The sequence below is a fragment of the Pseudomonas sp. TH08 genome, from assembly GCF_016651275.1.
Classification (GTDB): Bacteria; Pseudomonadota; Gammaproteobacteria; order Pseudomonadales; family Pseudomonadaceae; genus Aquipseudomonas.
In genome coordinates this window covers 538,420-562,979 of the sequence record NZ_JAEKEE010000005.1, presented here as the reverse complement: position 1 = coordinate 562,979, position 24,560 = coordinate 538,420, and the positions used below count along the sequence as shown (strand labels likewise).

The following is a 24,560-nucleotide window of genomic DNA, read 5'->3' as shown; positions in this document are numbered from 1 at the left end:
TGCTGCATCGCATTGATCCGTTGAGCGTGCTCCAGCGATTCGCGGAGCACATCCAGTGGCCTGGCCATCATCTGTTCGGGGTCAACCTTCCAGAACCAGGCCAGGTCATAGGCGACGGCGATCAGGTCGGTGATGGCGCCGACGCCGCACTCATGAAAAAACTCGCAACGGCCCAGCTCAACGAGTTGAGGTCAGCCAGATCCAACTGGTTGACGGACGACGGCGGAATGCCGGCGCACACGGCGATGTATTTGGCCGCGACATCCATGTCGAGGCTGACCTCTTCGCTCTTGTCGATCTTGTACGGCAGCGCCTTGATCGCTCGCACTTCCTGCACCGTCGGACGGCGCAGGACGAGTTCGGTCAGGGGCTCGCCGTGAGCTTCGATCGCAACTTGAAGCTTCACGGCGCCGCTCATTGCCAGGTCCCCTTGATGCCTTCGAATTTCAGTTCGATGGTGGCGTCATCGCCTTTGGAGACGGGTTCTTCGACCAGATACGCGCCGGCCAGCACGTAGACTTTACCGTTGCTGAATTCGCAGGTGACGGTGATATCGGTGCCTTCGATCAGCTTCTTCAGCGGGAAGTCGGCGGTGTGCAGCGCGGTCACTTTGAACGACGGTGCGATATCGGTTTCCTTGTAGAAGCCGGGTACGACGGTTTCGCGTTTGACCGCCATCAGCGGGGCTTCGCAGCCGCCATTGATGGTCAGTTGTGCGCCGTCGACTTTGACGTAGCAGGTGCCTGCAATCAGTTGACCCATGGTGTTACTCCCTTGAATAAAAAAGCCCACGCGAGGTGGGCTGAAAGCTTGACGTCAAACGCGCCGATCAAGCCGCGTCGTCGTACTGCAGACGGAATTGGTTGAGCAATGCGAACACGCGCAGACCGTTGATGTAATCCGGCGGGAACAGCACGTTCACGCGGCTCGGGTCCTGCACGTCGCGCTCGACGATCAGGTGCTCGGCGAACAGCTCAGCATTTTCCACGTGGCCTTCCAGTTCGAGCTTGGCGTACTGCGCGATCAGCTCGCCGCGAATGGTCGCCGGGGTGACGATTGGCTGGCCGGCGCCGAAACGGGTGCCGTCGGAGGCCAGTTTGTGCCGGCCGTATTTGCTGGTGATCACGCTTTGCAGACGACGCACGATAAACGCCGACTGGTGCATGGTTTCGCTGTCCAGGTAGGAGTTGTCGGCCTGGCCGTAGGCGTTCTTCTGATAGGTGGTGATCGAACGCTGGATGCGCACGTAACCGCCCTCGTAGTACGCGGTGGCGATGCCGTAGTTGAGCAGCGACTGACGCTCGGTCAGGGTGAAACGCTCGCTCGCCGGGGCAGGGTCGACACCCGGCAGGCTGCCGCTTTGCGTCGGGCGGCTGGCGTCGGCGGAGATGAACACCGCCGTGCGCGCAGCCAGTGCCGCGGCTTGTACCCAGAACGGTTGCGGAACGCCCGGCTCCAGCGCCTGAATGGTCATGTGCTGATCGTTGCGTGCCTGGCCGGCAGCAACCAGAGTGCCTACGGTGCCGCGCTTGGCGCTGTAGACGTGACCAAACAGTTGTTTGGCCCACGACCAGCGACCTGTGCTGTCATCCATGACGGCTTGCCAGGTGTTGAGCGTCGACAGATCGGACCATGGCAGTGCGATGAATTCGAACGGTTCGTCACCCAGTGCCGCGATGGCTTCAACCTGATCCGGTACGCCAGCGCCGCCGGTCATGGCGGTGATCGCCGAGGTCAGGCCGGCCGGGGTTTCTTCGCCGTTGCTCTTGCCCAGACGATTGAATTGCAGGCTGATGTCGTTGCCGCTGTCGCCAGTCCATTTGGCGTTCAGGGTGACCACACCTTCGGCAGCGACAGCGCTGACCGGCAGGTCGGCGGTGGCGTTGATTTTCTGCGCCAGCGCGGTGGCGGCCTGGGCAGCGGTCGCGCCGTTGACGACGGTGGCTTGCACACGCACGCCGCCGACATAAAGGTTGAGCAGACCGGCCTGAGTCGCGGTGCCGGTCAGGGTCAGGACGCCTTTGGCGACAGCGCCTTCAGTGTTGTGCAGCGGCAGGCACCAGATCTCGCCAATCGGGTCGGCCTTGCGGAAGGTCTCGTACATCGAGGCGAGCATCGAGCCTTGGCCGCCGATGCTTTTGGCCAGCGCAACGCTGGAGACCAAAACCAGTTTGCCGACTTCAGTCGGGGCGATGTTGTCGTTGACCTGGGCGACGATCAAACGACGCAAGGTCGAGCTCGCGCTATTGGCGGCCGAGTTGTCCATTTCGGCATAGAACAGCGGTACACGAATGTCCGCGGGGATGTTGCTGAATCCGATCGCCATTATTTGGCTCCCTGTGGTTTAGCCGCTTTTGCGGTTTTGAGTGTGATATCGCCGTCGGCCAGACGCCGGCGCCACCAGGCGCTGTCCAGCACTTCACGGCCTTCCAGCGGCAGCAGATCGCGCGCCTCCGGGTCAGGTACGACACGGCCGGCGGCCGGCAGTACGGTGATGCGATTGCTCATGGGGTTACGTCTCCAGAGAAAGTCATTTCCACGCGCCCATCGGGGCCCGGGCGTTTCAGGTTGGGGTCGGCCGGGTCGATCGCATCGACCCGCACGGTGGCCCCGGTAAAGGACGACAAACCGTCCAGTTCGCGTTCGTGCCAACTCTCCGCAGGCTGACTTGGCAGATTGCGGCCGAGCTGGAACTCAGCAAAAAAGCGCAGCCGGTAGAAAACCCGGCTGCTGTTGATCGAGACCATTTCGCCGCCGTCGTAGACGATGGCGCTGTAGTCGGAATCGGGTTTGAAACCCACCAATGCGCGCCAGATCTCGGCGCGCAGGTCATGCAACAGATCCAGCGCTTTTGTAGCGTCGGAGGCGTCAAGCGCGAGGACGATTTCAAAGCGCTCGCGGATCGGTTGGGTGGTGAGGTTTTGTGCGGTGCTGTTGCTGGCGAGATCGGCCAGTGGTGTGACGTGGGCCGAAGGTGTCGGCAGATTCGGGTCGCCTTGCAGCAACGCCAGATCGACGCCTACCGAAATGTGATTGGCCAGACCAGGGCATTGCGCACGCAACTGCGTGAGGATCGGGGTGATCTTCATGGTGGTGTTCCAGAAATTAGAGGAGTTAACGCAGAACCCAATGTGGGAGCGAGCCTGCTCGCGATGGCGGGCTTACATTCAGAATCGATGCTGACTGACACAGCGCAATCGCGAGCAGGCTCACTCCTACTGGGATATCTGTCGCTGCGAGGTCGCGCAGGATCAGGCCTTGGCGTCCGCCTTGGGGTCGAGGCCGGTTGCTTCGATCAGGCAGCGATAGCTTTCCTCGCGCTTGCCACTGGCGGTGACTTTTTTGATCGACCAGCGACCGCGCATGAAGTCTGGCCAGGTGTCATCCAGCACCAACAGGCCTTCGGCGGCCAGCAGCGGATCGCCCGGGCAGGTGACCTTCAGCGTGTATTTCTCGCGCAGCATCTTGCGCACTTCGGCTTCGCCGATGGCTTTGGCTTCTTCTTCACTCGCCTGTTTCTGGCGAATGACCTTGTAGGGTGCGGAACCGGTGATCACCTCCTGCAGCTTGCCGACAGCACCGTCCCAGAAGCAGGTCTTGCAACCCTGGTTCTGGGTGCGAGCGGTCTCTTCCAGTGTGGCGCTGATGAAAGCGTGATCACCCGGTCGATTGTTGCTGGTCACCGACAACCTGACGTCCGGTATCACCTGACCCGACAATGATTTGAGCTGCGCCGGTTTCGCCAGTACGTAGAGGTCGTTGTAGGGTTTGGCCACCGCGTCGTATTTGCTCGCCAGGCGTGTGATAAAGCCCATGTCGGTTTCGTTCGACTGGTCGACATGGGCAATCCTGATCAGCGCCAGTTCGGGATCGACGCGCGGTGAAAATCCGTGCCGCAAGACCAGCTCGCGAAACAGTCCGCCAAGGGTTGTCGGGCCATGACTGGCCGTGCGCCGCTCCTTGAATCCGCTCTCGTCCTTGCCACTGAAAGGCGCGGCCGTGGCGACCAGCGTCAGGCGTAACGGGAACAGCGTCGGGGTCAATCGAGTCACCTTGAACTGGCCCTTTTCGACCAGCCCGGACTCCAGATAGCCAACCCGCAGGCCGATGGTTCCGCCCAGGGTCGGCAAGCCTTCGAGGCCTTCCAGGTCGATCACCAGTGTCAGCTGATCGGACTCCATCCCGGCAGCATCAATGTGTTCCCAACTGATCAGGCGCTGGTTCAGCAGCGCATGGTTGGCCCCGTAGATTTCGATCGCCGGTGTAAATCCCTGTGCCATGCAACCTCCTTAGTCCCAGGCCAAAACCGGTTTGATCGCAGCGGGTCTGCTGTCGAGTTCGGGCAGCGTTACCCAGACGCCCGCCGGCAAAACCGGGCCGTATTCGGCCAAGTTCGAATTGAGCTTCCACAACGCTGCTTCGGCCTGATCGTCTGAGCGACCGGCCTCGCGGTAGAGCAACAGATTGACCGAATCACCGGCCACGCTTCGGACCTTACGCATTGTTGAACTCCGCTAATTCGAGTACCCACTTGATCACCATCGCGGTGCCGTCATCGATGACCTCGCTCTGGTTTTCCTGAACGCTGGTGATCCGCCACAAACCCCAGTTGCGACCGATGCCGTCGATCAACGGCAGCGGTATTCTCAAGGCTTGCAGCGCACGCAGTTCATCGAGCCGTTCCATGGCCACGGCGTACATCGAGGTGCCGCCAATGGTCAGGGTTTCGGGCTTCTGCCCGGTCTGATGAGACTTGGGTTTGCTAGTAAGGATCGGCAATTCAGTCCAGCCACCATCGGATTTTCGCGCCAGCGTGCTGTAGGCAAATTCGCGGGACAGGCCGAAGATGAAACTGCCAAGTGCCATTTGTTGTTTCATCAGGCGACTCCATCGGTGAGGGCTGCGTCACGGCGGGTGGCGAGGGGTTGCTGGACATCAGCGGTGTGAATTGGTTATCGAACTGACTTTGCAGATGCTGTGTGACCAGCAATCCGATGTTTTCCGAACTGCCGGGATCACTGCAGTACACCTGCACCGAAGGGGCGAAGGTGACATGTTGGTTGGAAGCCTGGGCGCTCGCCAGATCCTTGCTGACCTGGCCGGGTGCGGAGAGTGTGTCAGAGGCGATGACAACTAGCCTTTCACTCATGGCCGCTCCCGGGTCCCCGTCCGAGGCTGGAACAACCTGGGAAATCGTCCCCATGGCAACGCTCGATGGCCCCAGGCGGGGTGTATTGAGCAATAATGATTGCTCGCCGATTTCCACTTCCCTGGCGGTCGCGGGCGCCAGACTGGCGATCTCCGTCACCGGCGGATCCGTTGGAAGCTGCGTTGCAGAATCGGCGGTAGACGAAAGGTCCGGGGGTGGCGGACGCGCCGCCGGGTATCCGTTTGCGCAACCGGTCTTTCCCCTCATCGACAGCGGCGTCCAAAATCACATCGAAGATCTTTTTCAGCGCTGTTCCCACCGTGATGATCACGGCAGAAGTCGTCGGATGCTCCTCGGCGAATTCGCTCATGCTGTCGATGCTGGCACCGGCAACGCTCAGCGCCTGTGGAGAAGGTGACACTGCATTGGCGCTGGCGATGGCCAAACGCTCGCTTCGTGCACTCTGAGCGTTCCACTGTCCTTGCGGGGTATTGGAAAGCGCCAGGGCAGACTGGCGCACCGAACTCTGATCACCGACCTTCGAAGTGGCGTATTGGTCTTTGTCCTTCACTTGCGAGAAGGCCTCGTTGACGTCACCAAGGTTCTGCGACAGCAACTGCACGGCATTACCGCTATCGGCAAATAACGTCTGCGCCAACATGGCGCGTTGCTCGGCCGGTTTGGCGTTGAGCGCAGCAAGTACCGAGAGCACCGCACCTTGTGCATTTTGCTTGTCGGGATCATGCATCGCCGCGGTCACGGCCACCGGATCAAGCCCCAGTTGCTTCCACGCGCCACGCTCGGTGGCGGACACGTTGCCCCCTTTGTCCAGCGCGATGGAAATGCTCTTCAATACCTCGCCGGCATCGTCCTTCTTCGTCCCGCTGTTGAGCAAAGCTGCCGAAAGCGCGGCGGCTTGCTCAGGTTGCAGGCCCGCCGTGATCGCCGCATCACCCGACTGCTTGAGGACGGCACCGATGTCTGCCGGCTTGGCCCCCCGGCATTTTGCCGAGCTGGTTTGTCGCATCCGCAAGGTCAAACGCCTGATCTCGAGTGAGCTTCATCGAAGTGCGCCACACCGCCATCATTTCGGCGACTTCCATGGCCGGGACTTTGAAGGCTGACGCAACGACCGCAGCATCACCGGCGAAGTTGAGCAATTCAAACGGCTTGTCCGATGCATTGGTCAGCTCATTGCCGAACCATGCGTCAGCCGCCAGCGTCGCAACTTTGAGCAACTCTTGACCGCTGGTGCCGCCCGCCGCCACCAGTGGCGCACTGGCCATGATCAAGCTCGACACCGCCATTTCATTAGTCTGCTTTGGCGGCAGTTGCGCGGCGCTGACCAACTCGGCCGCAGCCGAGTACAAGTCAATTGCGGGTTTGAGACTCTCAGGCGCCTTGGCCCGCTCACTTGCCTCACCCGGCGGCGTCGCTTCGTGGGCGGCCTCGCCCTTCGCAGCGGTATTGAGCGGGATCGAACGCAGGTTGGACAACACCAGCCGCAACGCGTCGATCGCCGCCGTCAGCGAGCCGATCTTGCTGCTCGCCGTGTTGAGCGCCTGACTCAGGCTGGAAACCTGCTCGCGGGCAATTGCTCCTGTACCGGCGCTCGCCGCCGCCACATTCAAACGGCTGTTGCCGGGCGCAGCAGCACTGCGCTCATCGGCATTCATCGGCGCATAGTTATCATCTGCCATGCCGCTCTACTCCTGTTTCACGCCAAGGCGAGTGATCGCTATGTCGTAGCGGCGCAACGCCTTTTCGGCGTCCCATTCCAGAATCTCCGCCTCACTTACCGGGTAAATGAGCGGGACGATATCGAGGATTACTTCGATGTCGCGTTCCGAAAGTAGGCCGCCGGCTGGTTTAAAAAATCGTCTATGCGCACCTGCAATTGCGTCCAGTCCGGGACGGTCAGTTGGGCCAGATCGGGGATCATCAGGCCAGCGCAATGAGCAGTGATGAACTCGGCGCGTTCCTTGGCCGTTTTCAGTTTTTTCATCACTTTGGTGGCGCGCAGCACGGGCATTTCCAGGCTCAGCGAGGTGACGGTGCGGCCGGTGACAGCAAGCGGTTGCAGCAGCTGGATCTGATCGGGATCGGCGGATTTTTCCGCGTCTTCGACCTGATCGAGGAAGTACGCCGTCGGACGGGTCGACATCTCGTGCACGTACTGGGCGATGCTCACATAGTCCGGGCGCTTGAGCTGGTCGAGTTCCTTGACCGACAGGCCGGTGGCGAGCAGCGCCAGTTCGAAGAACTGATCGTCTTCGTCATCACCGGCACGTTCCAGCGCTTCTTTTTGCGCGGCGTAGAACAGCGGTTTGAGCTGGATCTGTTCGATCTGCGAGCCGTCATCGCCAGTGATCGGCGACAGCAAATCATGCTTGGGTGGCATCCACGACATGAATGAATTCCTTGGTGATTCTTGAGAGGGGTGTTGCAATTCCCTTGCAGGAGTGAGCTGTTGTGGCGAGGGGATTTATCCCCGATGGGTCGCGAAGCGGCCCCAGACTGGTATGAAAAATCAGACTTTGGGCTGCTACGCAGCCATCGGGGATAAATCCCCTCACCACAGGGCCCGCTCCCACAGGGTCAAGTGCCGGGCGCGCTTACAGCGTTACGGCATCAGCACCGCACGGCGGGCATCACCGAGGATGTCGACGCCGTTGAGCACGAACTTCTGGGTGCGCACGTCGATGTCGATCACCGGCACGCCGTTTTCCAGGCGGTTGTAGGTGCGGCAGGACAGTTCGAGGTTGGTCTTGGGTTTCTCACCCATCTTCACCGCGGTCTCCTCAAGGGATTTCAGCTTGCCGCCGACGGTGTGGTAGGTGAACCAGGTGTTGCCGTCCTGATCCTGACCGGCTTCACGCACGTTCAGCAGGATGTCGTCGCCCAGCTTCACACCCAGTGCGAGCATGACTTCTGTGCCCATGCCTTGCAGGGTCAGCTTGGCGTTAAGGGCTTTGCCGCCCTTGGCCATTTCTTCGACGATGAAGCGGCCGCCACGCATTTCTTCCACGTCGAATTCGATCTTCGGCGGAGTGAATTCCTCAACGGTCGCCGACAACGGCAGGCCTTGCAGGGTGGCCGCGATGGCCTGTCTTACGCGGTTGGTAAACATTAGAGAACGTCCTCCAGGAACTGCTCGATGATTTCATCGCGGGCGTTGAGTTGATAAACCATGTGTTCGTTCGGCGCGTAGCGGCCGTAGTCGATGACCACGTACCAGGTGCCGTTCTTGTACTTCTCGACGCTGTTGAGTTCCGGGTGCAGATAGACGCTGCCGCCAGGAATGGTTTCGTCGGCGACCAGGGTCTGCAGCCAGTCGTTGATGCGCTTGACCTCTTGATCCATGAACGACTTGGTGAGGTTCTTGGCCATGGCTTTCTGGCCGGCCTTGACCAGCTTGCGGCTGATCGCATCTTCCAGACCGACGTAGCTGATGAACTTGCCGGTGATCGAGCGGTTACCCAGCAAAGAGAAGCCGCCGAGCACGGTGCGGGCGTAGTAGCTGACGCCGTAGCGGTTAAGCAGATCGCCTTCGGTGGAGGTGTCGAGAATGTTGTACTCGACGACCCGCGACACGTCTTCGGCATAGGTCACCTGGTTGCCCGGGCTCTCCCATTGCTTGACCTTGGCCAGCGCGGCAATCGCCAGGCTGGAAGGCGACAGAAAGACGTTTTTCTTCGCCGCTTTCGAATACACGGCCGGCATGTTATGCACCACCAGGCAACGGTCGAAACCGAGGTCGGCGCCGCCCAGCTCCTGGCTGTACAGCACTTGATCAGCGACCGAAGCGTCCTTGCCGTCCAGCACCACACGGGCCTTGATGCGCTTGCCGAACGAGGCGAACTCGCTGGCCACCGCTTTGGTGCCGGTGAAGCCCGGCGCGCCGATGATGGTCAGGTCTTCCGGGACACTGCCCAGCGCGGCCAGACCGAGCTTGCGGCCGGTCGCCGGCTCGACGCCGCCGATCACTGCGTTAACGGTGTCGGCCGGGGTCGCGCCCGCTTCGACGATCACCACGTACACCGGCACCTTGACCACTTTGAGAATCTGGTAAACCGCGTGGTACAGGGTGCCCTCTTCCGAACCGGTCGGATCGAGCAACGCGTGGGTGGTGAAGCTGTTGATACGGAACGGCGCGTTACGCGGAATCAGCGGATCGGCCTTCGGCGCGGTGCCGACCAGACCGATGACGTTGTCACCCAGACCACCCATGGCCTCGGGGGATTCAGTGGCATTGACGGTAATGCCGTTGTGCTCGAAGTTCAAAACCTCAGCCATGGTTAGTCAGCCTTCTTGGCAGCGGCCTTTTTGGCCTGAGTGGAGGGAGTTTTCAGTTCCAGTCGACCGGCGAACTGCAAGGCACTGGCCTCGACGTCGAGCAGATCAAGGTCTTGACCGACGCTCGACCAGTGCCCACCGCCGGTGGGGAATGGAACGAGCACGGTGTAGGTTTGGCGGGTTGCCATTTTTCGTTTCTCCATAAACGGGAAAGCCCCTCGTGGGGAGGGGCTTGGCGGGTGTTGAATGTATTGGCCGTCAAATAAAACGCCCCGATAAACGGGACGTTTTATGAGGTGCCGGTTCAGGCTGAATCCGGCTGGTACCGGCAGTACCAGGATCCGTCTGGGTGATGAGCTCAGGGGTCCGTGCACTCCTTGGACTATTCGCTCTGCGGAACTAAAGACGTACGACGCGCACCTTTAACCCTGCGCACGTTCAACGCCAGCAGTGGCCGCTTGAATAGCCTTGACTGCTTTGTCGACGATCTGTCGGGCTTCATCGATTGCACCAATTGCAATCCTCGCCTTGATCAGCTCTTTCGCCTCCAGACGTCTTTCGCGGATCAGGTAAAGGACCTCCGCGTACCTTGTGGCCTCGATCAGGATATCGTCGGCCGCTTCCTGAGACGTTCGGCCCGAGATTGCCCAGGCAGCAACACTGCGTGGTACCGCATTTTCGGGGTAGCCGGCGTCTTTGAAAGCTTGCGCCTCGGCCGCGACGCGTTCGTATTCGATCGCCCGGAGTGGATCGACTGCAAAATTCCGCCGCGCCTGGTCGGCGTAGTTATCAATCCTCGCGCACAGGTCAGCGACGGTAGGCACCGGCTCGCCGTCATGCTCCCATTGGCCTTTCCATTCGCCGGCATCACTGATTCGCTCACCTTTGAATCGCGGATTCCAGCAAGGTTGAGGCAGTTGGACAGCCGTCCAGTTTACGGACCCGTCCGGGGCATCGGTGGCATAGAGAAATCGCCCGGTTTGATCAATGACAAAAATCATATTGCCCCCTTAAATCGCTTGAACACAGAAACAGAACTGGCAGCGATAACCACTCACGCCCGACGTCGATCCAATCGAGTAGTCCAGGACAACTTCGCCCGTGGTTTCCGCGCGCCACGACAACAAACCGAACCCAAGCTGACCACTGGTCGCCCAACCGCCTGGACCGCTCACTCTGCTGAGGGGACGAAAGCCCGGTGGAAGCGTGAACATGACCAACGCATCGGCACCGTTACTGACCCAGCGCGCGGCATCGACGCTCACATAGACGTTGCCATTGGCTCTCCAGTATCGGGAGGAATGGTTGTCGGTGAAGCCGTTGATAAATGCTGGAACCTGGAGGTTAGCCGCAGAGAAGTTGGCGAACGCAGTGCTGACAACGCTGTTGGTCTGGCCTTGGGTATAGCTATCGACAATTCCGTAGCCCGCCAATGTATTGGGTTTTCCTGAGCTGATCTTGCTCCAGTCCAGAGCGGGGATATCCGATGCAATCAGGTTCCCGCCGCTGGTAGCCAACCCTTTGGCATTGACGGCAATTTTTGTGTAAGTGCCGGCAGAAACGCCCGAGTCGGCCAACGCTAGGGAAATGTTGGCGTTTGCCGAGCCGTCAAACGTAGTGCTACCGCTCGCTGCGCCGGAAATGGCAATACTGCGCGCCGTTTCAAGCTTACGAGCGGCAACCGCTGTTCCGTTGATCCCGAGGGCATCAGTGATGCCAAACCCGGCCAGCGTCTCGGGATTCGCCCCGGCAGTCGCCCGGCCATATTCGTCAACAGTCAGACTCTTGTAAGTACCGGCAGCAATCCCGGTGCGCCCTGCCAGCATCTTGAAGGTCAGCGCGGTAGTGCCGAGGGTGATCGGCGCATTGGTGGTCAGGTGCCACAGCGAATCACCGTTGGCCGTGCCCTCCTCCACCATGACCGTCAGGCCCGGCGTAACCTTGGCGCTGCTGTTGGCATCGGTCGCCCGCACCCAGTCGCCGTTGGCAACGATCCACAGGCCGTTGTCCTTGGCCAGCGTCTGATTCGGCAGCAACACGCGGTCGCCAGCAATCACAGCCACACCGTCAATCTGTTGCGCACCGTTCAATACGATGTTGGTAGAGGCCGCGACGCGCACCGATTGCTTGCCATCCAGTTTGCCAAGCTCTTCCGCGAGGTAACTCATGACCCAGGCACGTGTGGCTTTAACCACCGTGTCATCAATCAACAACGTCACCAGCGATGCATTGCTAGTCTCGAAGATCGAGCGAATGTAAAACTCTTTCCCCGAGCCTGATGTAGCCAACACCGGTTTGAACGACTCCGGATATTTAACGATGGCGTAGAGAACGCCAGTGTCGGTCCACAACCCGGCCTCACGCACGTACCAGCCGCCAACGTCAGGAGGGATGGTCACTTCGGCGAGCAGCCAACTCGGGTTCTTCTCGTCCTGGAAGAGTGCATTGAGCGGCCCGCGCCAGACTTCGCGTTTCAGCGCCGTGGCGGTCGCGGCCGGGTTGTAGACCGAGCCGCCGCCATCGCCGACAGAAATCTGCGTCAACTTGATCGGCGTGCCCGCGGCCTTGCACGCCGTTTCGTAGGCAATCCCTGCGTTGGTGAGCAGGGTGTAATAGTCAGCCATTCAGGCCCCCTGAGGATAAATAGTGGATGTTTCGACGGTGTACATGCCAGCAGCCAGGAACGCCTCTCCCGAGGTTTCGAGCCCTTCGATGAACACCGGATAAACCGTGGTCAGTTCGCCGCAAAATGTCGCTGCGCCGATGTAATGACTGCCGAATGCGCTCAGCCCGACCGAGACCGACAGCACATCGCGTTCGCTTTTGGCATCAGCCAGGCGTCGGTCGAGACGGGCGTCGATTTCTTCGCTGTAGGGTTGGTCGCTGAAGGCACGCACGGAAAAGCTGTAGGGCGTGCCTAGTGGCGTTTGCTCGTACCAGGCGCGGATCTCCGGGCGCAGTTGCAAACCCTTGGCGGCGTTTTCCAGTGCCTTGCGAGTGCCGGCCTGGCGCGCGGTGGGCCAGGCGAGTTCGACGGTGAGGCGTTTTTCCGCTTCCGGTGCGGCGGTGCTCCATTCGGCGACGCCGCGATCCGCTGCCAGATACGGCAAAAACGCGACAGGCGTTTCACTCGGATTCATAAGCTCGGGAAACGGCGGCGCGATGCGATCCAGCAAAGCGCCGAAGCCCAGATCCAGTCCTCGTTCGAGGGCTGAGCTGTTGGCCGGCAGCAGCGTCGGGCGCTGAATTTGCTCACTCATAGGGTCAGCACCTCGACTTCAACTGATGTGCAGTACGGCGCTTGAAAAGCGCTGCACACAACCGGCGTCAGCGGTTCAACAATCTGCAATTGCACGGCGCCGGCGCTGTGCAGCGTGTAGTCGATCCAGCTCGGATCGACCCGGCCTTCGAGGCGATGACAACTGTCGGCATAGGCCTGCAACTGGTGTTGCGCAGCGACCTTGGTCAGGCCCGAATCAGGGCCGGAATTGATCTTGGCGACGACGCGGATTTTATAGCGCTGAATGTCGGCGGCCTGCACGGTGACGAGGTCGGTTTCAGGGCGCACATCCGGCCGGGCGAAGTGTTGGCGGACACCTTCAAGCAACGCCTCGGAAGGCGTGCCATCGCCGTCGCGCGACAGTACCGTGACCTGCACTTCGCCGGGCGCGGTGCGGCGGCCATTGCCGTCCTTGACCTGCGCAGCGAGGCCGTCCGGGTTGAAGGTGTAAGTGACGTTGACTACACCGGCATCGGTGGATTCGACTTTGACCGTCGGCCGTTCGCCAAGGGTGAAGACTTCGCGGCGATACTGCATCCGCGAGCCCGCTGCCGGGGCGTGCGGCGCCAGGTAATAACGCAGACGAGCGTCGTCATCACTTTCATAAATCGCTGGCACCGGCGGGAAGGCCGCCGGGTCGCCCGGATCGAGCAACTGTCGCTCCAGGCCCATGTCCGCCAAGCGCGCATCGAGGTTGCTGCCGGTCGCCCACCACGCCAGCATCTGCTTGATGCGAGCGTTGTATTTGCGTTCGTGGGTTTGCAGCCGAACACAGAAGGCCTCGAGCGCCATTGTCAGCAACTCGCTTTCGTTTTCCAGGCTGGTCTTGAGTTTCGCTGCGCTGTCCGGCGCTCGCGCACCGACGTATTCGATGACGAACGTCTTGAACTCGGCGAGCAGTTCTTCGAAAGCCTCAACGGTGATCAGCGAGGGTTCGGCCAATTGGTTCTGGCCGGGAATCAACATGCTCATGTCACAACCTCGAAAGTCTGTTGGCGATTTTTCCAGGTGCCGGCGAAACGCAGCAGCAGACCGGCGCCCTGACGGCTGGCGACGATCACTTGCGGCTGAAAATCATCGATGCCGTTTTGCTTGTTATAGAACGCTTGCGCCGCATGGCTCTGCGCCAAAAGCAGGACGTCATCGCCGAGGTTCTGCCCCAACAGCGTGGGGATCAGCGATCCGTACAAAGGCCGTTTTTGCCGGGTGCCCAGCGGCGTGGTCAGGGCCCGGGTCGCGCGCTGCACAAACTGCAGCCAGTCGTCGACCGTGGCCCCGCTGTCTCTATCGATTCCGATCATGGAAGGCTCTTGAATCAGGGGCTGATGACGCGGCCCTGGTGATCGACCAATGGGCCGCTGAAGTGCACGCCCGAAGCGTCAATGGTGAGGCCGACGACACCCAATTGCAGGGTGATCAGCTGCGGCGTCATCGTCAGTTGCGCCGGGCCGATATTCATTGCAAGCGACTCGCGAGAACCGCTGAAAGCTGCCGGGCCGTTCTGCCAGTGCAGGATATGAGTGGCGTCGTCGTAGCCGCTTTCGCTGCCGTCCTGATGCACTCGACGGGTCAGCGTCGGCACCGTCGCGGCGGGTGGAAACCGGTCGCTGTTCAAGCCGAACAACGCCACCGATTGCGCACCGCTTTCGCCACTGCCGTAGTTGAACAGCAGGCACTGCTCGCCCACCGTTGGAATCCGCGACTCGCTTTGCGCGCCGGCACTCGGGTTGAAGAATTTGATAGCGGGCGTCAACAAGCCACCGTGACTGACCTGGCAGGTATTGCTGGCGGCATCGACTGACTGGCAAATGCCGATGCGACAAAAACTCTCGGCGCGTCGGTGCAAGTCATCGATCTCCGCCTCCATCTCGGCAAGCCGCTCGATGATCGGGCCGAGTTGCATGCGCAGCATTGCGTCGAACATCGGTCAGCCCTCCAGCGCAGTGTATTGATCGGGATCGTCGATGTTGCTGACTTCCCAGGTTCGGGCAAATTTCGGCGTGCCCAACGGGTCGTCGAGCAAGGTCGGACCGAGGTAAAGCGTCTGATCGAACGTCAAAGTCCAGGCCTTGTATTGCTGGCCCAACAATGACGGCAAACCATCGATATTCATCGGCAGATCACATTGTTCACCGGGCAGACCCCAACGGTTGTCGGTGATCAGATTTTTCAGTACGGCGACCAGATCGCACGCTGCAAACGCGGTCGCAGCAAGCGCCGGGATGACTTGCAATGACAACGTCATGACATGAGCAATACGCCCATCAGCGGGGCGCAATCCAGATGCATTTCGGTCGAAATCGATCAGCACCCAGGCCTGATCGCCAGGAGCAGTGAAATCGTCGTGCTTGCCAACAAAGATGTTGAGCCCCGGGGTGTTGCGCAGCGTCGTCGCGATGGCTGTGAACAGTTGCGACGGCTGCTGGATCGGTGTGGGCATACATGACCTCCTTCTCAATCGTCCACGCGCAGTCCTGCCGCCCAAAGGGCGGCACGAAGAATATTCAAGGTTAAGGCTGGTCGCGGGGTGGAACTTCGCAGACGCCGATGCGCTTGGCGGCCCAGCGTTCGTACAGACCGATGGCCACGTCGGCGCCGGCCATCGCCGTCAGGCAGCCAATCGCGCAGGCGGCCCAGATCGACATGCCGGCGGCATACAGCAGCATGATCGCCGATACGCCACAGATGACGCAGGCGCCGGAGCGCAGCGCCAGGCGCCGCATCAACGCCCAGCCGCGGGCGCCCTCCTTGTCAGCGCGCCACATTTCGCCGGACACGCCGCCCACCAGGGCGAGCAGGATGACCAGCCAGATCGGCATGTCCGCCAACGCTTGTTGCTCGTTTGTCATGTCACGCCTCCTGGTGTGTTGGATGAGTGTTGATTCAAACGATGTCTCTGAAAGCGGGTATTCCAGGAATGCCCGCAAGTTGTGCCTTGTCCAGTGATAACGCACGATCCGATAGTGCAAGTCATGCAGAAAAACCCGGCAATAAACCCGGTTTTTCCGCATGCATTCAAAGACCCGTGCAGATATCGATTTGCATCAGAACGGAGCAGTTGGCCAATTGAGCGCCGTTGGATAACCCGGTTGATCGTTAATCTCACTCAAGTCAACGATGTACTGTTTGTAGGCTTGCCACTGCGCTACCTCTGCCTGGCTTGCAGCACCAAGCTCTACCCGGTACTGCATGGGGTTATACGTCAGCCAACTGGCCGCAGTTTCAAAACGTTGTTTCTTGCGGGAAACGGCAATGGCAACGTAGTCCCCATAGACGGGTTGTACAAAGACCGGTTCCGAACCGAGGTATTTGTATATCAAGCCAACTTGAGCCGCTGGGTTTGCGGTGACATCCATCCAGTAGTCCATTCCGCCTGATTGTCCAGGAAGTGGCGGATTACTTTCAGCCTCCACGATTTGGCTGACCAGATAAAAGCTGTACCCGCTGATCAACTCCATCAGTGCATAACGATTCATTCCAATTTCCTTTTGTTTATATAACTAAGTCCTGCTCTGTACGACGTTCATTGCAGGGGGTCTGCTCAAACGAGCATTCCAAAAAGCCCGGCGCTCGGGCAGGGATTTTCAGTAATGCACAACCGGCTTCGGACTGCCGCGCCCAGTTGAATTAGAACGGAGCAACCGGCCAGTTTACGATTTGTGGATAACCGGCTTGCTTGTTGATATCGCTGATGGCAATGGCATACAGCTTGCAATCCTGCAACAACGTCACATCGGCCAGATCGGCGACGCCAAGATCGACCTTGAACTGCGCAGAACTTAGAAGCAGGCGGTTATCAATGTCTCTTAACCGCATCAGCGATTCATAGTTGATCTCGCTGATCAGCTCCGCGTTGGTTGTTTTTGTGAATGTCCAGCCGCCGTTGAAGGAAGCGCGATCATTCACTGCAACTTCCGTGTTGCCGGTTACATCAACCCAGGTGTCAAAGGGCGACGCCGTACCCGGCATCTCTTCACTCTCTACCAAACGGGTAACTTTCGATCCTTGTACGAGCGCAAATAGATGCATTCCATAACTCCTTGAATTGGTATTTCCAGAAGACGCATTCATCTTCAGATTTTCCGGTTATGCACCGAACCTTTCAGCAAAGGCTTCATTCACAAAGTCAGAACGAAGCGGCGGGCCAATTGATCGAGGATGGATATCCGGATTGGTTTACGATTTCGCTGACAGCGATGGCGTATTGTTTGCAAGAAATCAATGTCGCCTCGTCAGCTGCAGTAGCGGTGCCGAGATCTACTTTGTATTGCAATGGGTTGAACGTCAGTCGGCGCACGACCTCATTGAAGCGCTCCTGCATGTAATTAGTGGCCAGGCTCAACTGATCATCATAAGTCGGCGCCGAGAAGACCCAGCCTCTGTCGAAGAAACACTCAACCTTCCATCCAACTTGAATAGCGGTATTACTTGTTACATCGTGCCAATTGCCTTGAACCCCATCCGGGCCGGCCGTTGGCATGCCTTCGTTGGTTTACAGCACTTTCGTGACAGTCAAATAAGGAGTTTTATAAAAGGTTGGAACAGATGCATAGCGTTTCATAGGCTTTCTCTTGAGTCATTTTTATCGAATGGACGTTTCTATTCTGCACAACAGCTGCGGGCCTGAAATTATTGGCCTACTGTTAACCTCCCCAGGTCGGCATTCCAAAAAGCCCGGCGCTGGGCCGGGCTTTTCAGTAATGCGCTCCTTCGCCTTCCTTCAAATCCTGTAACCCAGAAGGAAGCTGACTTTTCGGCGCTACTGGCGCGGTACGAGTCCATTCAAATTGTTTTTCCGACCGCGGTCCCTGCCCGCCGGATAACTGCTTCTGGTGCTTTACGCTGCACACCCGGGTCAGTTGCCAACCCTCTGAACCGTTGAGGCCGGTTCATCGCTGCCTGTTCTTGTGGAACTAAAGAGCTTTCGTTTCCAGCCGCTTTGTCGAGCGGCTTGGTGGTAATAATATGCATGTATGCATATCCAGTCAATGCGCAAATGCATTTATTTATGCATTAAAATGCGCGAACGCATGGAAGCCCCGCCGTTCAAGGGTTGCTGGTTTCTTGCGGGCGAAAAAAAACCCGCCGATGGGCGGGTTTATCTGAAGACAGTTCGGTTAGCGGGCGTACATGCCCCACCAGAAGACGTGACCGAGGATGACGATCTGCTCTTCCTGGATCTCCTGGAAGCTGTAGTCCTCGTCCGGATGCTCGTCACGATTGAAGCTGCGCAAGCGAATGCCGGTGGGCAGGCGATAGAGCTGCTTCACGCGCAACTGGCCGTTGTGATTGATCGCATAAAGGTCGCCATCAATGATGTCGCCGATGCCGCACTTGCCCGCATTCACACCGACGGTAGCGCCGTCGCGCAGCACCGGCAGCATACTGTTGCCGCGCACGGTCACGCATTTGGCCTGGTCGAACTGCACACCGTTATGGCGCAGGCTGCGCTTGCCGAAACGCAGGCTGGAGCGCTCGCTCTCTTCGATGACGAATCTTCCTGATCCTGCTGCCAATTCAACCTCGCGAAGAAACGGCACGGACACCTCGTCATCATCGACAGGGGTATCGTCGTCCCACAGCATTATGTCCTTGAGTTCTGCATGCACATCATCGCGCGCGCCGCCGGACGTCTGTGCGACATCCGCGCGCCCACGCAATTGATCGGTACTCACATTGAAGTATTCGGCGATCTTCGAAATATGTTTATCCGAAGGATCGACGATCTTCCCGCTGAGAATCCGCGAGAGAGTGGATTGAGGCACGCCGGTGCGACGGTGGAGCTCCGTAGGGGAGATCCCGTGCTGGTCGAGCAGTGCTCTTAAAACGGAGGATACGTTGCGTTTTTGCATAACGCGCATAGTGCTTGAAGTTTTTATCGAAGACAAATGCTGATTTGCATAAATCGTGCATAAGTCTCGTTTTATGCAGAAAAGTGTCAGCGAGCCGCCATGCCTGCGTTGGGGAGACCGCCCATGGTAACCTTGCGCCCATCGCGGAAAAGCCCGGCGGTTGCCCCGCTTTTGCCCTACATTTTTTAACGAGTTGCCTGACAATCCGATGAATAAAGCCGTCTCCGACCTGTCCTCCCACACCCCGATGATGCAGCAGTACTGGCGCCTGAAAAATCAGCACCCGGATCAGCTGATGTTCTACCGCATGGGCGACTTCTACGAGATCTTCTACGAGGACGCGAAGAAGGCCGCCAAGCTGCTAGACATCACCCTGACCGCGCGCGGGCAGTCGGCGGGACAGGCGATTCCGATGTGCGGGATTCCTTATCACGCGGCGGAAGGTTATCTGGCGAAACTGGTCAAGCTCGGCGAGTCCGTGGTGATTTGCGAGCAGGTCGGCGACCCGGCGACCAGCAAAGGCCCGGTTGAGCGTCAGGTGGTGCGGATCCTCACGCCGGGGACGGTCAGTGATGAGGCGCTGCTGGATGAGCGCCGCGACAACCTGATCGCAGCGTTGTTGGGTGATGAGCGTCTGTTCGGCCTGGCCGTGCTGGACATCACCAGCGGCAGCTTCAGCGTGTCGGAAATCAAGGGTTGGGAGAATCTGCTGGCGGAACTGGAGCGGATCAACCCGGTTGAGTTGCTGATCCCGGATGACTGGCCAAGGGACTTGCCGGCGGAAAAGCGCCGTGGCGTCAGTCGTCGCGCTCCGTGGGATTTCGAGCGCGACTCGGCGCTGAAAAGTCTCTGCCAACAGTTTTCCACCCAGGACCTGAAAGGCTTCGGCTGCGAGAACCTGACCCTGGCCATCGGCGCCGCCGGTTGCCTGCTGGCTTATGCCAAGGAAACCCAGCGTACCGCCCTGCCCCACTTGCGCAGCCTGCGCCACGAACGTCTCGATGATACTGTCGTGCTCGACGGTGCCAGCCGACGCAACCTGGAACTCGACACCAACCTGGCCGGCGGCCGCGACAACACCCTGCAATCGGTGGTCGATCGTTGCCAGACCGCCATGGGCAGTCGTTTGCTGACTCGTTGGCTGAACCGTCCGCTGCGTGACCTGACCGTATTGCTGGCGCGCCAGACCTCGATCACTTGCCTGCTCGACGGCTATCGCTTCGAGAAGCTGCAACCGCAGCTCAAGGAAATCGGCGACATCGAGCGAATTCTCGCGCGAATCGGCCTGCGCAATGCGCGCCCTCGTGACCTCGCACGTCTGCGTGACGCCCTAGGCGCGCTGCCTGAACTGCAAGTGGCGATGACCGACCTGGAAGCGCCGCACCTGCAACGTTTGGCAACCACCACCAGCACTTACCCGGAATTGGCGGCGCTGCTGGAAAAAGCCATCATCGACAACCCGCCGGCGGTGATCCGTGATGGCGGTGTGCTGAAAACCGGTTACGACAGTGAACTCGACGAGTTGCAATCGCTGAGCGAGAACGCCGGTCAATTCCTCATCGATCTGGAAGCCCGCGAGAAGGCCCGTACCGGCTTGTCCCACTTGAAAGTCGGCTACAACCGCATCCACGGCTACTTCATCGAACTGCCGAGCAAGCAGGCCGAGTCGGCGCCGGCCGACTACATCCGTCGCCAGACGCTGAAAGGCGCCGAGCGTTTCATCACCCCTGAGCTTAAAGAGTTCGAAGACAAGGCGCTGTCGGCCAAGAGCCGCGCTCTGGCGCGCGAGAAAATGCTTTACGAAGCACTGCTGGAAGATTTGATCAGCCAGTTGCCGCCCTTACAGGACACTGCCGGCGCTCTGGCCGAACTGGACGTACTGAGCAACCTCGCCGAGCGTGCGCTGAACCTTGACCTGAATTGCCCGCGCTTCGTCAGCGAGCCGTGCATGCGCATCACCCAGGGTCGCCACCCGGTAGTCGAGCAAGTGCTGACCACGCCGTTTGTGGCCAACGACCTGAGCCTGGATGACAACACGCGCATGCTGGTAATTACAGGTCCGAACATGGGCGGTAAATCCACCTACATGCGCCAAACCGCATTGATTGTGCTGCTAGCGCACATTGGCAGCTTCGTGCCGGCGGCCGCCTGTGAACTGTCATTGGTTGACCGCATCTTCACCCGTATCGGTTCCAGCGATGATTTGGCGGGTGGCCGTTCGACCTTCATGGTTGAAATGAGCGAAACCGCGAACATCCTGCACAACGCCACTGAACGCAGTCTGGTGCTGATGGACGAAGTCGGACGCGGCACCAGCACCTTCGACGGTCTGTCGCTGGCGTGGGCTGCCGCCGAGCGCCTGGCGCATCTGCGCGCCTATACTCTGTTCGCTACCCACTATTTCGAACTGACCGTGTTGCCGGAAGCCGAGCCATTGGTGGCCAACGTGCACCTCAACGCCACCGAGCACAACGAACGCATCGTGTTCCTGCACCACGTACTGCCGGGGCCCGCCAGCCAAAGCTATGGCCTGGCAGTGGCGCAATTGGCGGGCGTGCCCAGTGAAGTGATCGTGCGTGCGCGTGAGCACTTGAGCCGACTGGAAGACACCGCGTTGCCGCATGAGGCGCCTAAACCCGCCGCCAAGGGCAAACCAGCAGCGCCGCAGCAAAGTGACATGTTCGCCAGCCTGCCGCACCCGGTGCTCGACGAACTGGCGAAAGTGGATCTGGATGACATGACCCCACGCCGTGCGCTCGAAATGCTCTATGCACTGAAGAATCGGATATAAGCACTAAAGAAGCGGATATAACGCAAACGGCTTCAAGCTGTTAGAATCTCGCGCGGTTTGGGATGCTGCTGGCTAATAGCCTGGCTGGCAGACATCACTCCCGAACCTGGCGACCCCAACCGTGAAGGGGCAACGCTGCCGCCGCCTGAGGAGAAAATTAGAAATGACCTTCGTCGTCACCGACAACTGCATCAAGTGCAAGTACACCGACTGCGTAGAAGTGTGTCCGGTGGACTGCTTTTACGAAGGCCCGAACTTCCTGGTGATTCACCCGGATGAATGCATCGACTGCGCCCTGTGCGAACCAGAATGCCCGGCCGTGGCAATTTTCTCCGAGGATGAGGTTCCAGAGGATATGCAGGAATTCATTCAACTGAACGTTGATCTGGCTGAAATCTGGCCGAACATCACCGAGAAGAAAGAATCGCTGCCGGATGCCGAAGAGTGGGATGGCGTCAAAGGCAAGATCAAAGACCTCGAACGCTGATCTGTCCCGCGCTCGAATCAAAAGGTCCCTTGCGGGCCTTTTTTTTGTCCATAGAAGATCGCAGCCTGCGGTAGCTCCTGTATGAGCTGACTTTTCTGCGGACAAAAAAAGGGGCGGTTTGACCCGCCCACATTTTTTCCCTATTCCCTGTATTCCTTTTCATCGTCCTGATGAATCGCGTCCTGCGATGTCCATTCCCCTCATCCTTGAAGGGCGTGTCTGTCCGTCGACACAGCGCTGATACTAAAGAGTTCCCTGTCAGGAGCAACGGGCCGAATACGTCTGGAGGCGCTGTCATAAGCACTTCACATTAAAAAATAAATAGTTAAATCAATAGGTTAGATAGGACCAACGTGAAGAGTGGACTTCTGCCACAGGCTAAAAATAACGAACACTTACGGAAGAGTAAGCAAAGGCTTACATCGCGAGACTACAAAGGTACGGACACCGCGAAAAAGGCGGGCACCTGACCTGTGGCGAGGGAGCGTGCTCCCGCTTGAGTGCGCAGCGCTCACCAGTACTTGGGGCTGCTGCACAACCCAGCGGGAGCAAGCTCCCTCACCACAAGGTATCGTTGAGCCATTCAATCGCGAGCAACAAAAAGCCCCGAACCAGTCGGGGCTTTTTGCGGGCGGTCGTTTGAAGCGCTTACTGGAACAGCGACTCGCTCGACAGGCCATTCTTCTCAAGGATTTCACGAAGGCGCTTGAGGCCCTCTACCTGGATCTGCCGCACCCGTTCCCGGGTCAGGCCGATCTCCAGGCCTACATCTTCGAGCGTGCTGCTTTCATGGCCGCGCAGGCCGAAGCGGCGGATGACCACCTCGCGCTGCTTGTCGGTCAGTTCGGACAGCCATTGATCGATGCTCTGCGACAGGTCGTCATCCTGCAACAGTTCACATGGATCGGTTGGGCGATCATCTGTAAGGGTGTCCAGCAGGGTTTTATCCGAATCCGGACCCAGCGAGACGTCGACCGAAGAAACCCGTTCATTCAGACCAAGCATGCGCTTGACCTCGCCTACCGGTTTTTCCAGCAGGTTGGCGATTTCTTCGGGTGAAGGTTCGTGGTCGAGCTTTTGCGTCAGCTCTCGTGCAGCGCGCAGGTACACGTTGAGTTCCTTGACCACATGAATCGGCAACCGGATGGTCCGGGTCTGATTCATGATCGCGCGCTCGATGGTTTGACGAATCCACCAGGTCGCGTAGGTCGAGAAGCGGAAACCGCGTTCAGGGTCGAACTTTTCCACCGCGCGGATCAGCCCGAGGTTGCCCTCTTCGATCAGATCCAGCAGCGACAGCCCCCGATTGACATAACGCCGGGCGATTTTCACCACCAGGCGCAGGTTACTTTCAATCATGCGTTTGCGCCCGGCCGGATCGCCACTTTGCGACAAGCGCGCAAAATGAACTTCTTCCTCAGGGGAGAGCAATGGGGAAAAGCCGATCTCGTTGAGATACAACTGCGTGGCATCAAGTGCACGCGTGTAGTCGATGTACTTGTGTTGTTTAAGTGAGGCGGATTGTTTGGATTTGGAACGAACGGAAGGTGGAGCAGCCCCTTCATCATTCGACATCGAAGATTCCGAATCGATGCCGGCCTCCATAAGGAGAACCTCATCGTCGATGTCAAACTCCGGCACTTCTTTACTGAGAGCCATTGTTATAGTCCTTTGGTGAGTTCGACCCCAAGCTCAAGCGACGCCTCTATCCTTGGCAGCGCTGGAGCCTGTCCCCTCTACGTGACGGAACAGGCTGGCTTACAAATCAACGTCTTGGCAGGAACTGCAACGGATCCACAGGTTTACCTTGGCGGCGAATCTCAAAATGCAGTTTCACCCGGTCTGTACCCGTTGACCCCATTTCGGCAATTGTCTGTCCGACCTTGACCTGCTGTCCCTCCCGAACCAACAGCCTGCGGTTATGGCCGTAGGCACTGACGTAGGTTTCGCTGTGTTTGATGATGACTAATTCGCCGTAGCCCCTTAAGCCACTCCCGGCGTAAACCACCGTCCCATCAGACGCAGCTAAAACAGGCTGTCCCAAATCTCCGGCGATATCAATTCCTTTATTCAAACTACCGTTTGAAGAGAATTTTCCAATCAGAATGCCATTAGATGGCCATCCCCAGCCGGTCGGGGCTGGCCCTGCCGGAGGCAGTGGAGCGGGGGGTTGCTTGTTGGCGACGGACGGTACAGCGCCCGCAGAACCGCCCGCAGAGCCCGTGGTGGTAGTGGTCGTGGTGCCATTTGCCTGGCGTCGGATTACCGTGGTTTTGCTCGACGAAGAAGGTGCAGAACTGGCGCCGCTCACCACTGCTGTCGACGTTGAACCGGTGCGGCCATCAAAGCGAATTGTCTGACCCGGATGGATCGTATACGGCGTAGGAATATTGTTCCGGGCAGCGAGGGCTTTGTAGTCCCAGCCGTAGCGAAAAGCGATCGAAAACATCGTATCGCCCGGACGGACTACATATTGCCCGGTCGTTACCGCAGGACGCTGCGCGACCGCGTTGCGATCGACCACTCGAACGTTACTCGATTTGGTGCTGGAGCAACCCACCAGCAAGGTGCTCAAGACAAGGCCAGTCACCAGGCGCTGAAAGCTCGTGTTACCCATACGCTGCGCAATGACTGTGAGACTCACCCGCCGCTCCCTTTGTGGTGGCTGAAAAATTTGGAATGCCGGTTTTCGGCATGACGTGTCG

Annotated in this window: 31 protein-coding genes; 2 read left to right on the top strand and 29 right to left on the bottom strand. The window is 59.0% G+C overall.

Translation table 11 applies throughout. From position 1 onward, the window contains the following. Positions 1-121: 121 nt before the first annotated feature. The 27 genes from JFT91_RS26050 to JFT91_RS25920 all read right to left on the bottom strand — a co-directional run bounded on the left by JFT91_RS26050 (position 122) and on the right by JFT91_RS25920 (position 18,577). Positions 122-418 (bottom strand): phage tail assembly protein, encoded by a 297-nt coding sequence (locus JFT91_RS26050; RefSeq protein ID WP_201234277.1) that lies wholly within the window; start codon positions 416-418, stop codon positions 122-124. After that, positions 415-762 (bottom strand): phage tail tube protein, encoded by a 348-nt coding sequence (locus JFT91_RS26045; RefSeq protein WP_007908779.1) that lies wholly within the window; start codon positions 760-762, stop codon positions 415-417. The genes JFT91_RS26050 and JFT91_RS26045 overlap by 4 nt, the downstream gene beginning before the upstream one ends. A 67-nt stretch (positions 763-829) precedes the next feature. Next, positions 830-2,326 carry a phage tail sheath subtilisin-like domain-containing protein gene (locus JFT91_RS26040; protein WP_201227734.1) on the bottom strand — a complete coding sequence of 499 codons (1,497 nt, stop codon included), beginning with the start codon at positions 2,324-2,326 and terminating at the stop codon, positions 830-832. Then, positions 2,326-2,508, bottom strand: coding sequence for a DUF2635 domain-containing protein (locus JFT91_RS26035; RefSeq protein ID WP_201234276.1), 183 nt, complete (start codon positions 2,506-2,508; stop codon positions 2,326-2,328). The genes JFT91_RS26040 and JFT91_RS26035 overlap by 1 nt, the downstream gene beginning before the upstream one ends. Then, positions 2,505-3,089 carry a phage tail terminator protein gene (locus JFT91_RS26030; RefSeq protein ID WP_201234275.1) on the bottom strand — a complete coding sequence of 195 codons (585 nt, stop codon included), beginning with the start codon at positions 3,087-3,089 and terminating at the stop codon, positions 2,505-2,507. Before JFT91_RS26030 ends, JFT91_RS26035 begins: the two co-directional genes overlap by 4 nt. Positions 3,090-3,251: 162 nt before the next feature. Continuing rightward, positions 3,252-4,280, bottom strand: coding sequence for a phage late control D family tail protein (locus tag JFT91_RS26025; protein ID WP_201234274.1), 1,029 nt, complete (start codon positions 4,278-4,280; stop codon positions 3,252-3,254). A gap of 9 nt (positions 4,281-4,289) precedes the next feature. After that, positions 4,290-4,502, bottom strand: a complete 213-nt coding sequence (locus JFT91_RS26020; protein ID WP_201201136.1) for a tail protein X — start codon at positions 4,500-4,502, stop codon at positions 4,290-4,292. After that, positions 4,495-4,878: a phage tail protein gene (locus JFT91_RS26015; RefSeq protein ID WP_201201134.1), complete on the bottom strand. Its 384-nt coding sequence runs from the start codon at positions 4,876-4,878 to the stop codon at positions 4,495-4,497. Before JFT91_RS26015 ends, JFT91_RS26020 begins: the two co-directional genes overlap by 8 nt. A gap of 263 nt (positions 4,879-5,141) precedes the next feature. Further along, on the bottom strand, positions 5,142-6,188 hold the full coding sequence (locus JFT91_RS26010; RefSeq protein ID WP_201234273.1) for a phage tail tape measure protein: 1,047 nt from the start codon (positions 6,186-6,188) through the stop codon (positions 5,142-5,144). Next, entirely contained in the window at positions 6,100-6,849 is a 750-nt protein-coding gene (locus JFT91_RS26005) for a hypothetical protein (RefSeq protein ID WP_201234272.1), read from the bottom strand. Before JFT91_RS26005 ends, JFT91_RS26010 begins: the two co-directional genes overlap by 89 nt. A gap of 128 nt (positions 6,850-6,977) precedes the next feature. Beyond that, positions 6,978-7,559, bottom strand: a complete 582-nt coding sequence (locus JFT91_RS26000) for a phage tail assembly protein (protein WP_201201130.1) — start codon at positions 7,557-7,559, stop codon at positions 6,978-6,980. A 213-nt stretch (positions 7,560-7,772) separates the two neighbouring features. After that, positions 7,773-8,279, bottom strand: coding sequence for a phage major tail tube protein (locus tag JFT91_RS25995; RefSeq protein ID WP_085697357.1), 507 nt, complete (start codon positions 8,277-8,279; stop codon positions 7,773-7,775). Beyond that, positions 8,279-9,445, bottom strand: a complete 1,167-nt coding sequence (locus tag JFT91_RS25990) for a phage tail sheath protein (RefSeq protein WP_150604687.1) — start codon at positions 9,443-9,445, stop codon at positions 8,279-8,281. The genes JFT91_RS25995 and JFT91_RS25990 overlap by 1 nt, the downstream gene beginning before the upstream one ends. Before the next feature lie 2 nt (positions 9,446-9,447). Then, positions 9,448-9,633 (bottom strand): hypothetical protein, encoded by a 186-nt coding sequence (locus JFT91_RS25985; protein WP_201201129.1) that lies wholly within the window; start codon positions 9,631-9,633, stop codon positions 9,448-9,450. Between the two features lie 234 nt (positions 9,634-9,867). Beyond that, the gene (locus tag JFT91_RS25980) at positions 9,868-10,446 is read right to left on the bottom strand and encodes a phage tail protein (protein ID WP_242489364.1); all 579 of its coding nucleotides are present in this window, start codon (positions 10,444-10,446) and stop codon (positions 9,868-9,870) included. A 9-nt stretch (positions 10,447-10,455) separates the two neighbouring features. Further along, positions 10,456-12,069 carry a phage tail protein gene (locus JFT91_RS29785; RefSeq protein ID WP_242489363.1) on the bottom strand — a complete coding sequence of 538 codons (1,614 nt, stop codon included), beginning with the start codon at positions 12,067-12,069 and terminating at the stop codon, positions 10,456-10,458. Beyond that, positions 12,070-12,705, bottom strand: a complete 636-nt coding sequence (locus JFT91_RS25970) for a phage tail protein I (protein ID WP_201201127.1) — start codon at positions 12,703-12,705, stop codon at positions 12,070-12,072. Further along, complete coding sequence (locus JFT91_RS25965; protein ID WP_201201126.1) at positions 12,702-13,697, bottom strand: baseplate J/gp47 family protein; 996 nt, start codon at positions 13,695-13,697, stop codon at positions 12,702-12,704. Before JFT91_RS25965 ends, JFT91_RS25970 begins: the two co-directional genes overlap by 4 nt. Continuing rightward, on the bottom strand, positions 13,694-14,026 hold the full coding sequence (locus tag JFT91_RS25960) for a phage baseplate protein (protein ID WP_016985063.1): 333 nt from the start codon (positions 14,024-14,026) through the stop codon (positions 13,694-13,696). Before JFT91_RS25960 ends, JFT91_RS25965 begins: the two co-directional genes overlap by 4 nt. Before the next feature lie 14 nt (positions 14,027-14,040). Beyond that, positions 14,041-14,649: a phage baseplate assembly protein V gene (locus tag JFT91_RS25955; protein ID WP_201201125.1), complete on the bottom strand. Its 609-nt coding sequence runs from the start codon at positions 14,647-14,649 to the stop codon at positions 14,041-14,043. 3 nt (positions 14,650-14,652) lie between these two features. Beyond that, positions 14,653-15,165: a hypothetical protein gene (locus tag JFT91_RS25950; protein WP_201201124.1), complete on the bottom strand. Its 513-nt coding sequence runs from the start codon at positions 15,163-15,165 to the stop codon at positions 14,653-14,655. Between the two features lie 70 nt (positions 15,166-15,235). After that, positions 15,236-15,574, bottom strand: a complete 339-nt coding sequence (locus tag JFT91_RS25945; protein ID WP_201234271.1) for a phage holin family protein — start codon at positions 15,572-15,574, stop codon at positions 15,236-15,238. 195 nt (positions 15,575-15,769) lie between these two features. Further along, entirely contained in the window at positions 15,770-16,201 is a 432-nt protein-coding gene (locus JFT91_RS25940; RefSeq protein WP_201234270.1) for a tail fiber assembly protein, read from the bottom strand. 151 nt (positions 16,202-16,352) lie between these two features. Continuing rightward, on the bottom strand, positions 16,353-16,754 hold the full coding sequence (locus tag JFT91_RS25935) for a tail fiber assembly protein (RefSeq protein ID WP_201234269.1): 402 nt from the start codon (positions 16,752-16,754) through the stop codon (positions 16,353-16,355). A gap of 97 nt (positions 16,755-16,851) precedes the next feature. Next, positions 16,852-17,205, bottom strand: a complete 354-nt coding sequence (locus JFT91_RS25930; RefSeq protein ID WP_201234268.1) for a tail fiber assembly protein — start codon at positions 17,203-17,205, stop codon at positions 16,852-16,854. Between the two features lie 302 nt (positions 17,206-17,507). After that, positions 17,508-17,696 (bottom strand): hypothetical protein, encoded by a 189-nt coding sequence (locus tag JFT91_RS25925; protein ID WP_201234267.1) that lies wholly within the window; start codon positions 17,694-17,696, stop codon positions 17,508-17,510. Between the two features lie 146 nt (positions 17,697-17,842). Further along, entirely contained in the window at positions 17,843-18,577 is a 735-nt protein-coding gene (locus JFT91_RS25920) for a LexA family transcriptional regulator (protein WP_201227749.1), read from the bottom strand. A 208-nt stretch (positions 18,578-18,785) separates the two neighbouring features. On the opposite strand from JFT91_RS25920, the gene mutS reads away from it, so the two are divergent. Both mutS and fdxA read left to right on the top strand, forming a co-directional pair. Continuing rightward, on the top strand, positions 18,786-21,368 hold the full coding sequence (gene mutS / locus JFT91_RS25915) for a DNA mismatch repair protein MutS (protein WP_201234266.1): 2,583 nt from the start codon (positions 18,786-18,788) through the stop codon (positions 21,366-21,368). A gap of 163 nt (positions 21,369-21,531) precedes the next feature. Beyond that, positions 21,532-21,855, top strand: a complete 324-nt coding sequence (gene fdxA / locus JFT91_RS25910; RefSeq protein WP_064393166.1) for a ferredoxin FdxA — start codon at positions 21,532-21,534, stop codon at positions 21,853-21,855. 648 nt (positions 21,856-22,503) lie between these two features. Here fdxA and rpoS read toward each other — a convergent pair. After that, a complete protein-coding gene (rpoS, locus tag JFT91_RS25905) occupies positions 22,504-23,514 on the bottom strand; it encodes an RNA polymerase sigma factor RpoS (protein ID WP_047299921.1) in 1,011 nt (336 codons plus the stop codon). Positions 23,515-23,620: 106 nt separating this feature from the next. Then, positions 23,621-24,499: a peptidoglycan DD-metalloendopeptidase family protein gene (locus tag JFT91_RS25900; RefSeq protein ID WP_201234265.1), complete on the bottom strand. Its 879-nt coding sequence runs from the start codon at positions 24,497-24,499 to the stop codon at positions 23,621-23,623. Positions 24,500-24,560: the final 61 nt, after the last annotated feature.

Bases quoted from the DNA above. Each gene is read 5' to 3' on its own strand.
- JFT91_RS25960 (WP_016985063.1), bottom strand. From the start codon at position 14,026: ATGATCGGAATCGATAGAGACAGCGGGGCCACGGTCGACGACTGGCTG.
- JFT91_RS25925 (WP_201234267.1), bottom strand. From the start codon at position 17,696: ATGCATATTATTACCACCAAGCCGCTCGACAAAGCGGCTGGAAACGAA.
- JFT91_RS26035 (WP_201234276.1), bottom strand. From the start codon at position 2,508: ATGAGCAATCGCATCACCGTACTGCCGGCCGCCGGCCGTGTCGTACCT.
- JFT91_RS25985 (WP_201201129.1), bottom strand. From the start codon at position 9,633: ATGGCAACCCGCCAAACCTACACCGTGCTCGTTCCATTCCCCACCGGC.
- JFT91_RS25940 (WP_201234270.1), bottom strand. From the start codon at position 16,201: ATGAATCGTTATGCACTGATGGAGTTGATCAGCGGGTACAGCTTTTAT.
- fdxA (WP_064393166.1), top strand. From the start codon at position 21,532: ATGACCTTCGTCGTCACCGACAACTGCATCAAGTGCAAGTACACCGAC.
- JFT91_RS26045 (WP_007908779.1), bottom strand. From the start codon at position 762: ATGGGTCAACTGATTGCAGGCACCTGCTACGTCAAAGTCGACGGCGCA.
- JFT91_RS26005 (WP_201234272.1), bottom strand. From the start codon at position 6,849: ATGGCAGATGATAACTATGCGCCGATGAATGCCGATGAGCGCAGTGCT.
- JFT91_RS25955 (WP_201201125.1), bottom strand. From the start codon at position 14,649: ATGTTCGACGCAATGCTGCGCATGCAACTCGGCCCGATCATCGAGCGG.
- JFT91_RS25930 (WP_201234268.1), bottom strand. From the start codon at position 17,205: ATGCCAACGGCCGGCCCGGATGGGGTTCAAGGCAATTGGCACGATGTA.
- JFT91_RS26025 (WP_201234274.1), bottom strand. From the start codon at position 4,280: ATGGCACAGGGATTTACACCGGCGATCGAAATCTACGGGGCCAACCAT.
- JFT91_RS26030 (WP_201234275.1), bottom strand. From the start codon at position 3,089: ATGAAGATCACCCCGATCCTCACGCAGTTGCGTGCGCAATGCCCTGGT.
- mutS (WP_201234266.1), top strand. From the start codon at position 18,786: ATGAATAAAGCCGTCTCCGACCTGTCCTCCCACACCCCGATGATGCAG.
- JFT91_RS25935 (WP_201234269.1), bottom strand. From the start codon at position 16,754: ATGCATCTATTTGCGCTCGTACAAGGATCGAAAGTTACCCGTTTGGTA.
- rpoS (WP_047299921.1), bottom strand. From the start codon at position 23,514: ATGGCTCTCAGTAAAGAAGTGCCGGAGTTTGACATCGACGATGAGGTT.
- JFT91_RS25920 (WP_201227749.1), bottom strand. From the start codon at position 18,577: ATGCAAAAACGCAACGTATCCTCCGTTTTAAGAGCACTGCTCGACCAG.
- JFT91_RS25970 (WP_201201127.1), bottom strand. From the start codon at position 12,705: ATGAGTGAGCAAATTCAGCGCCCGACGCTGCTGCCGGCCAACAGCTCA.
- JFT91_RS25990 (WP_150604687.1), bottom strand. From the start codon at position 9,445: ATGGCTGAGGTTTTGAACTTCGAGCACAACGGCATTACCGTCAATGCC.
- JFT91_RS29785 (WP_242489363.1), bottom strand. From the start codon at position 12,069: ATGGCTGACTATTACACCCTGCTCACCAACGCAGGGATTGCCTACGAA.
- JFT91_RS26050 (WP_201234277.1), bottom strand. From the start codon at position 418: ATGAGCGGCGCCGTGAAGCTTCAAGTTGCGATCGAAGCTCACGGCGAG.
- JFT91_RS25980 (WP_242489364.1), bottom strand. From the start codon at position 10,446: ATGATTTTTGTCATTGATCAAACCGGGCGATTTCTCTATGCCACCGAT.
- JFT91_RS25950 (WP_201201124.1), bottom strand. From the start codon at position 15,165: ATGCCCACACCGATCCAGCAGCCGTCGCAACTGTTCACAGCCATCGCG.
- JFT91_RS26000 (WP_201201130.1), bottom strand. From the start codon at position 7,559: ATGTCGTGGATGCCACCCAAGCATGATTTGCTGTCGCCGATCACTGGC.
- JFT91_RS25945 (WP_201234271.1), bottom strand. From the start codon at position 15,574: ATGACAAACGAGCAACAAGCGTTGGCGGACATGCCGATCTGGCTGGTC.
- JFT91_RS26015 (WP_201201134.1), bottom strand. From the start codon at position 4,878: ATGAAACAACAAATGGCACTTGGCAGTTTCATCTTCGGCCTGTCCCGC.
- JFT91_RS25965 (WP_201201126.1), bottom strand. From the start codon at position 13,697: ATGAGCATGTTGATTCCCGGCCAGAACCAATTGGCCGAACCCTCGCTG.
- JFT91_RS26020 (WP_201201136.1), bottom strand. From the start codon at position 4,502: ATGCGTAAGGTCCGAAGCGTGGCCGGTGATTCGGTCAATCTGTTGCTC.
- JFT91_RS25995 (WP_085697357.1), bottom strand. From the start codon at position 8,279: ATGTTTACCAACCGCGTAAGACAGGCCATCGCGGCCACCCTGCAAGGC.
- JFT91_RS26040 (WP_201227734.1), bottom strand. From the start codon at position 2,326: ATGGCGATCGGATTCAGCAACATCCCCGCGGACATTCGTGTACCGCTG.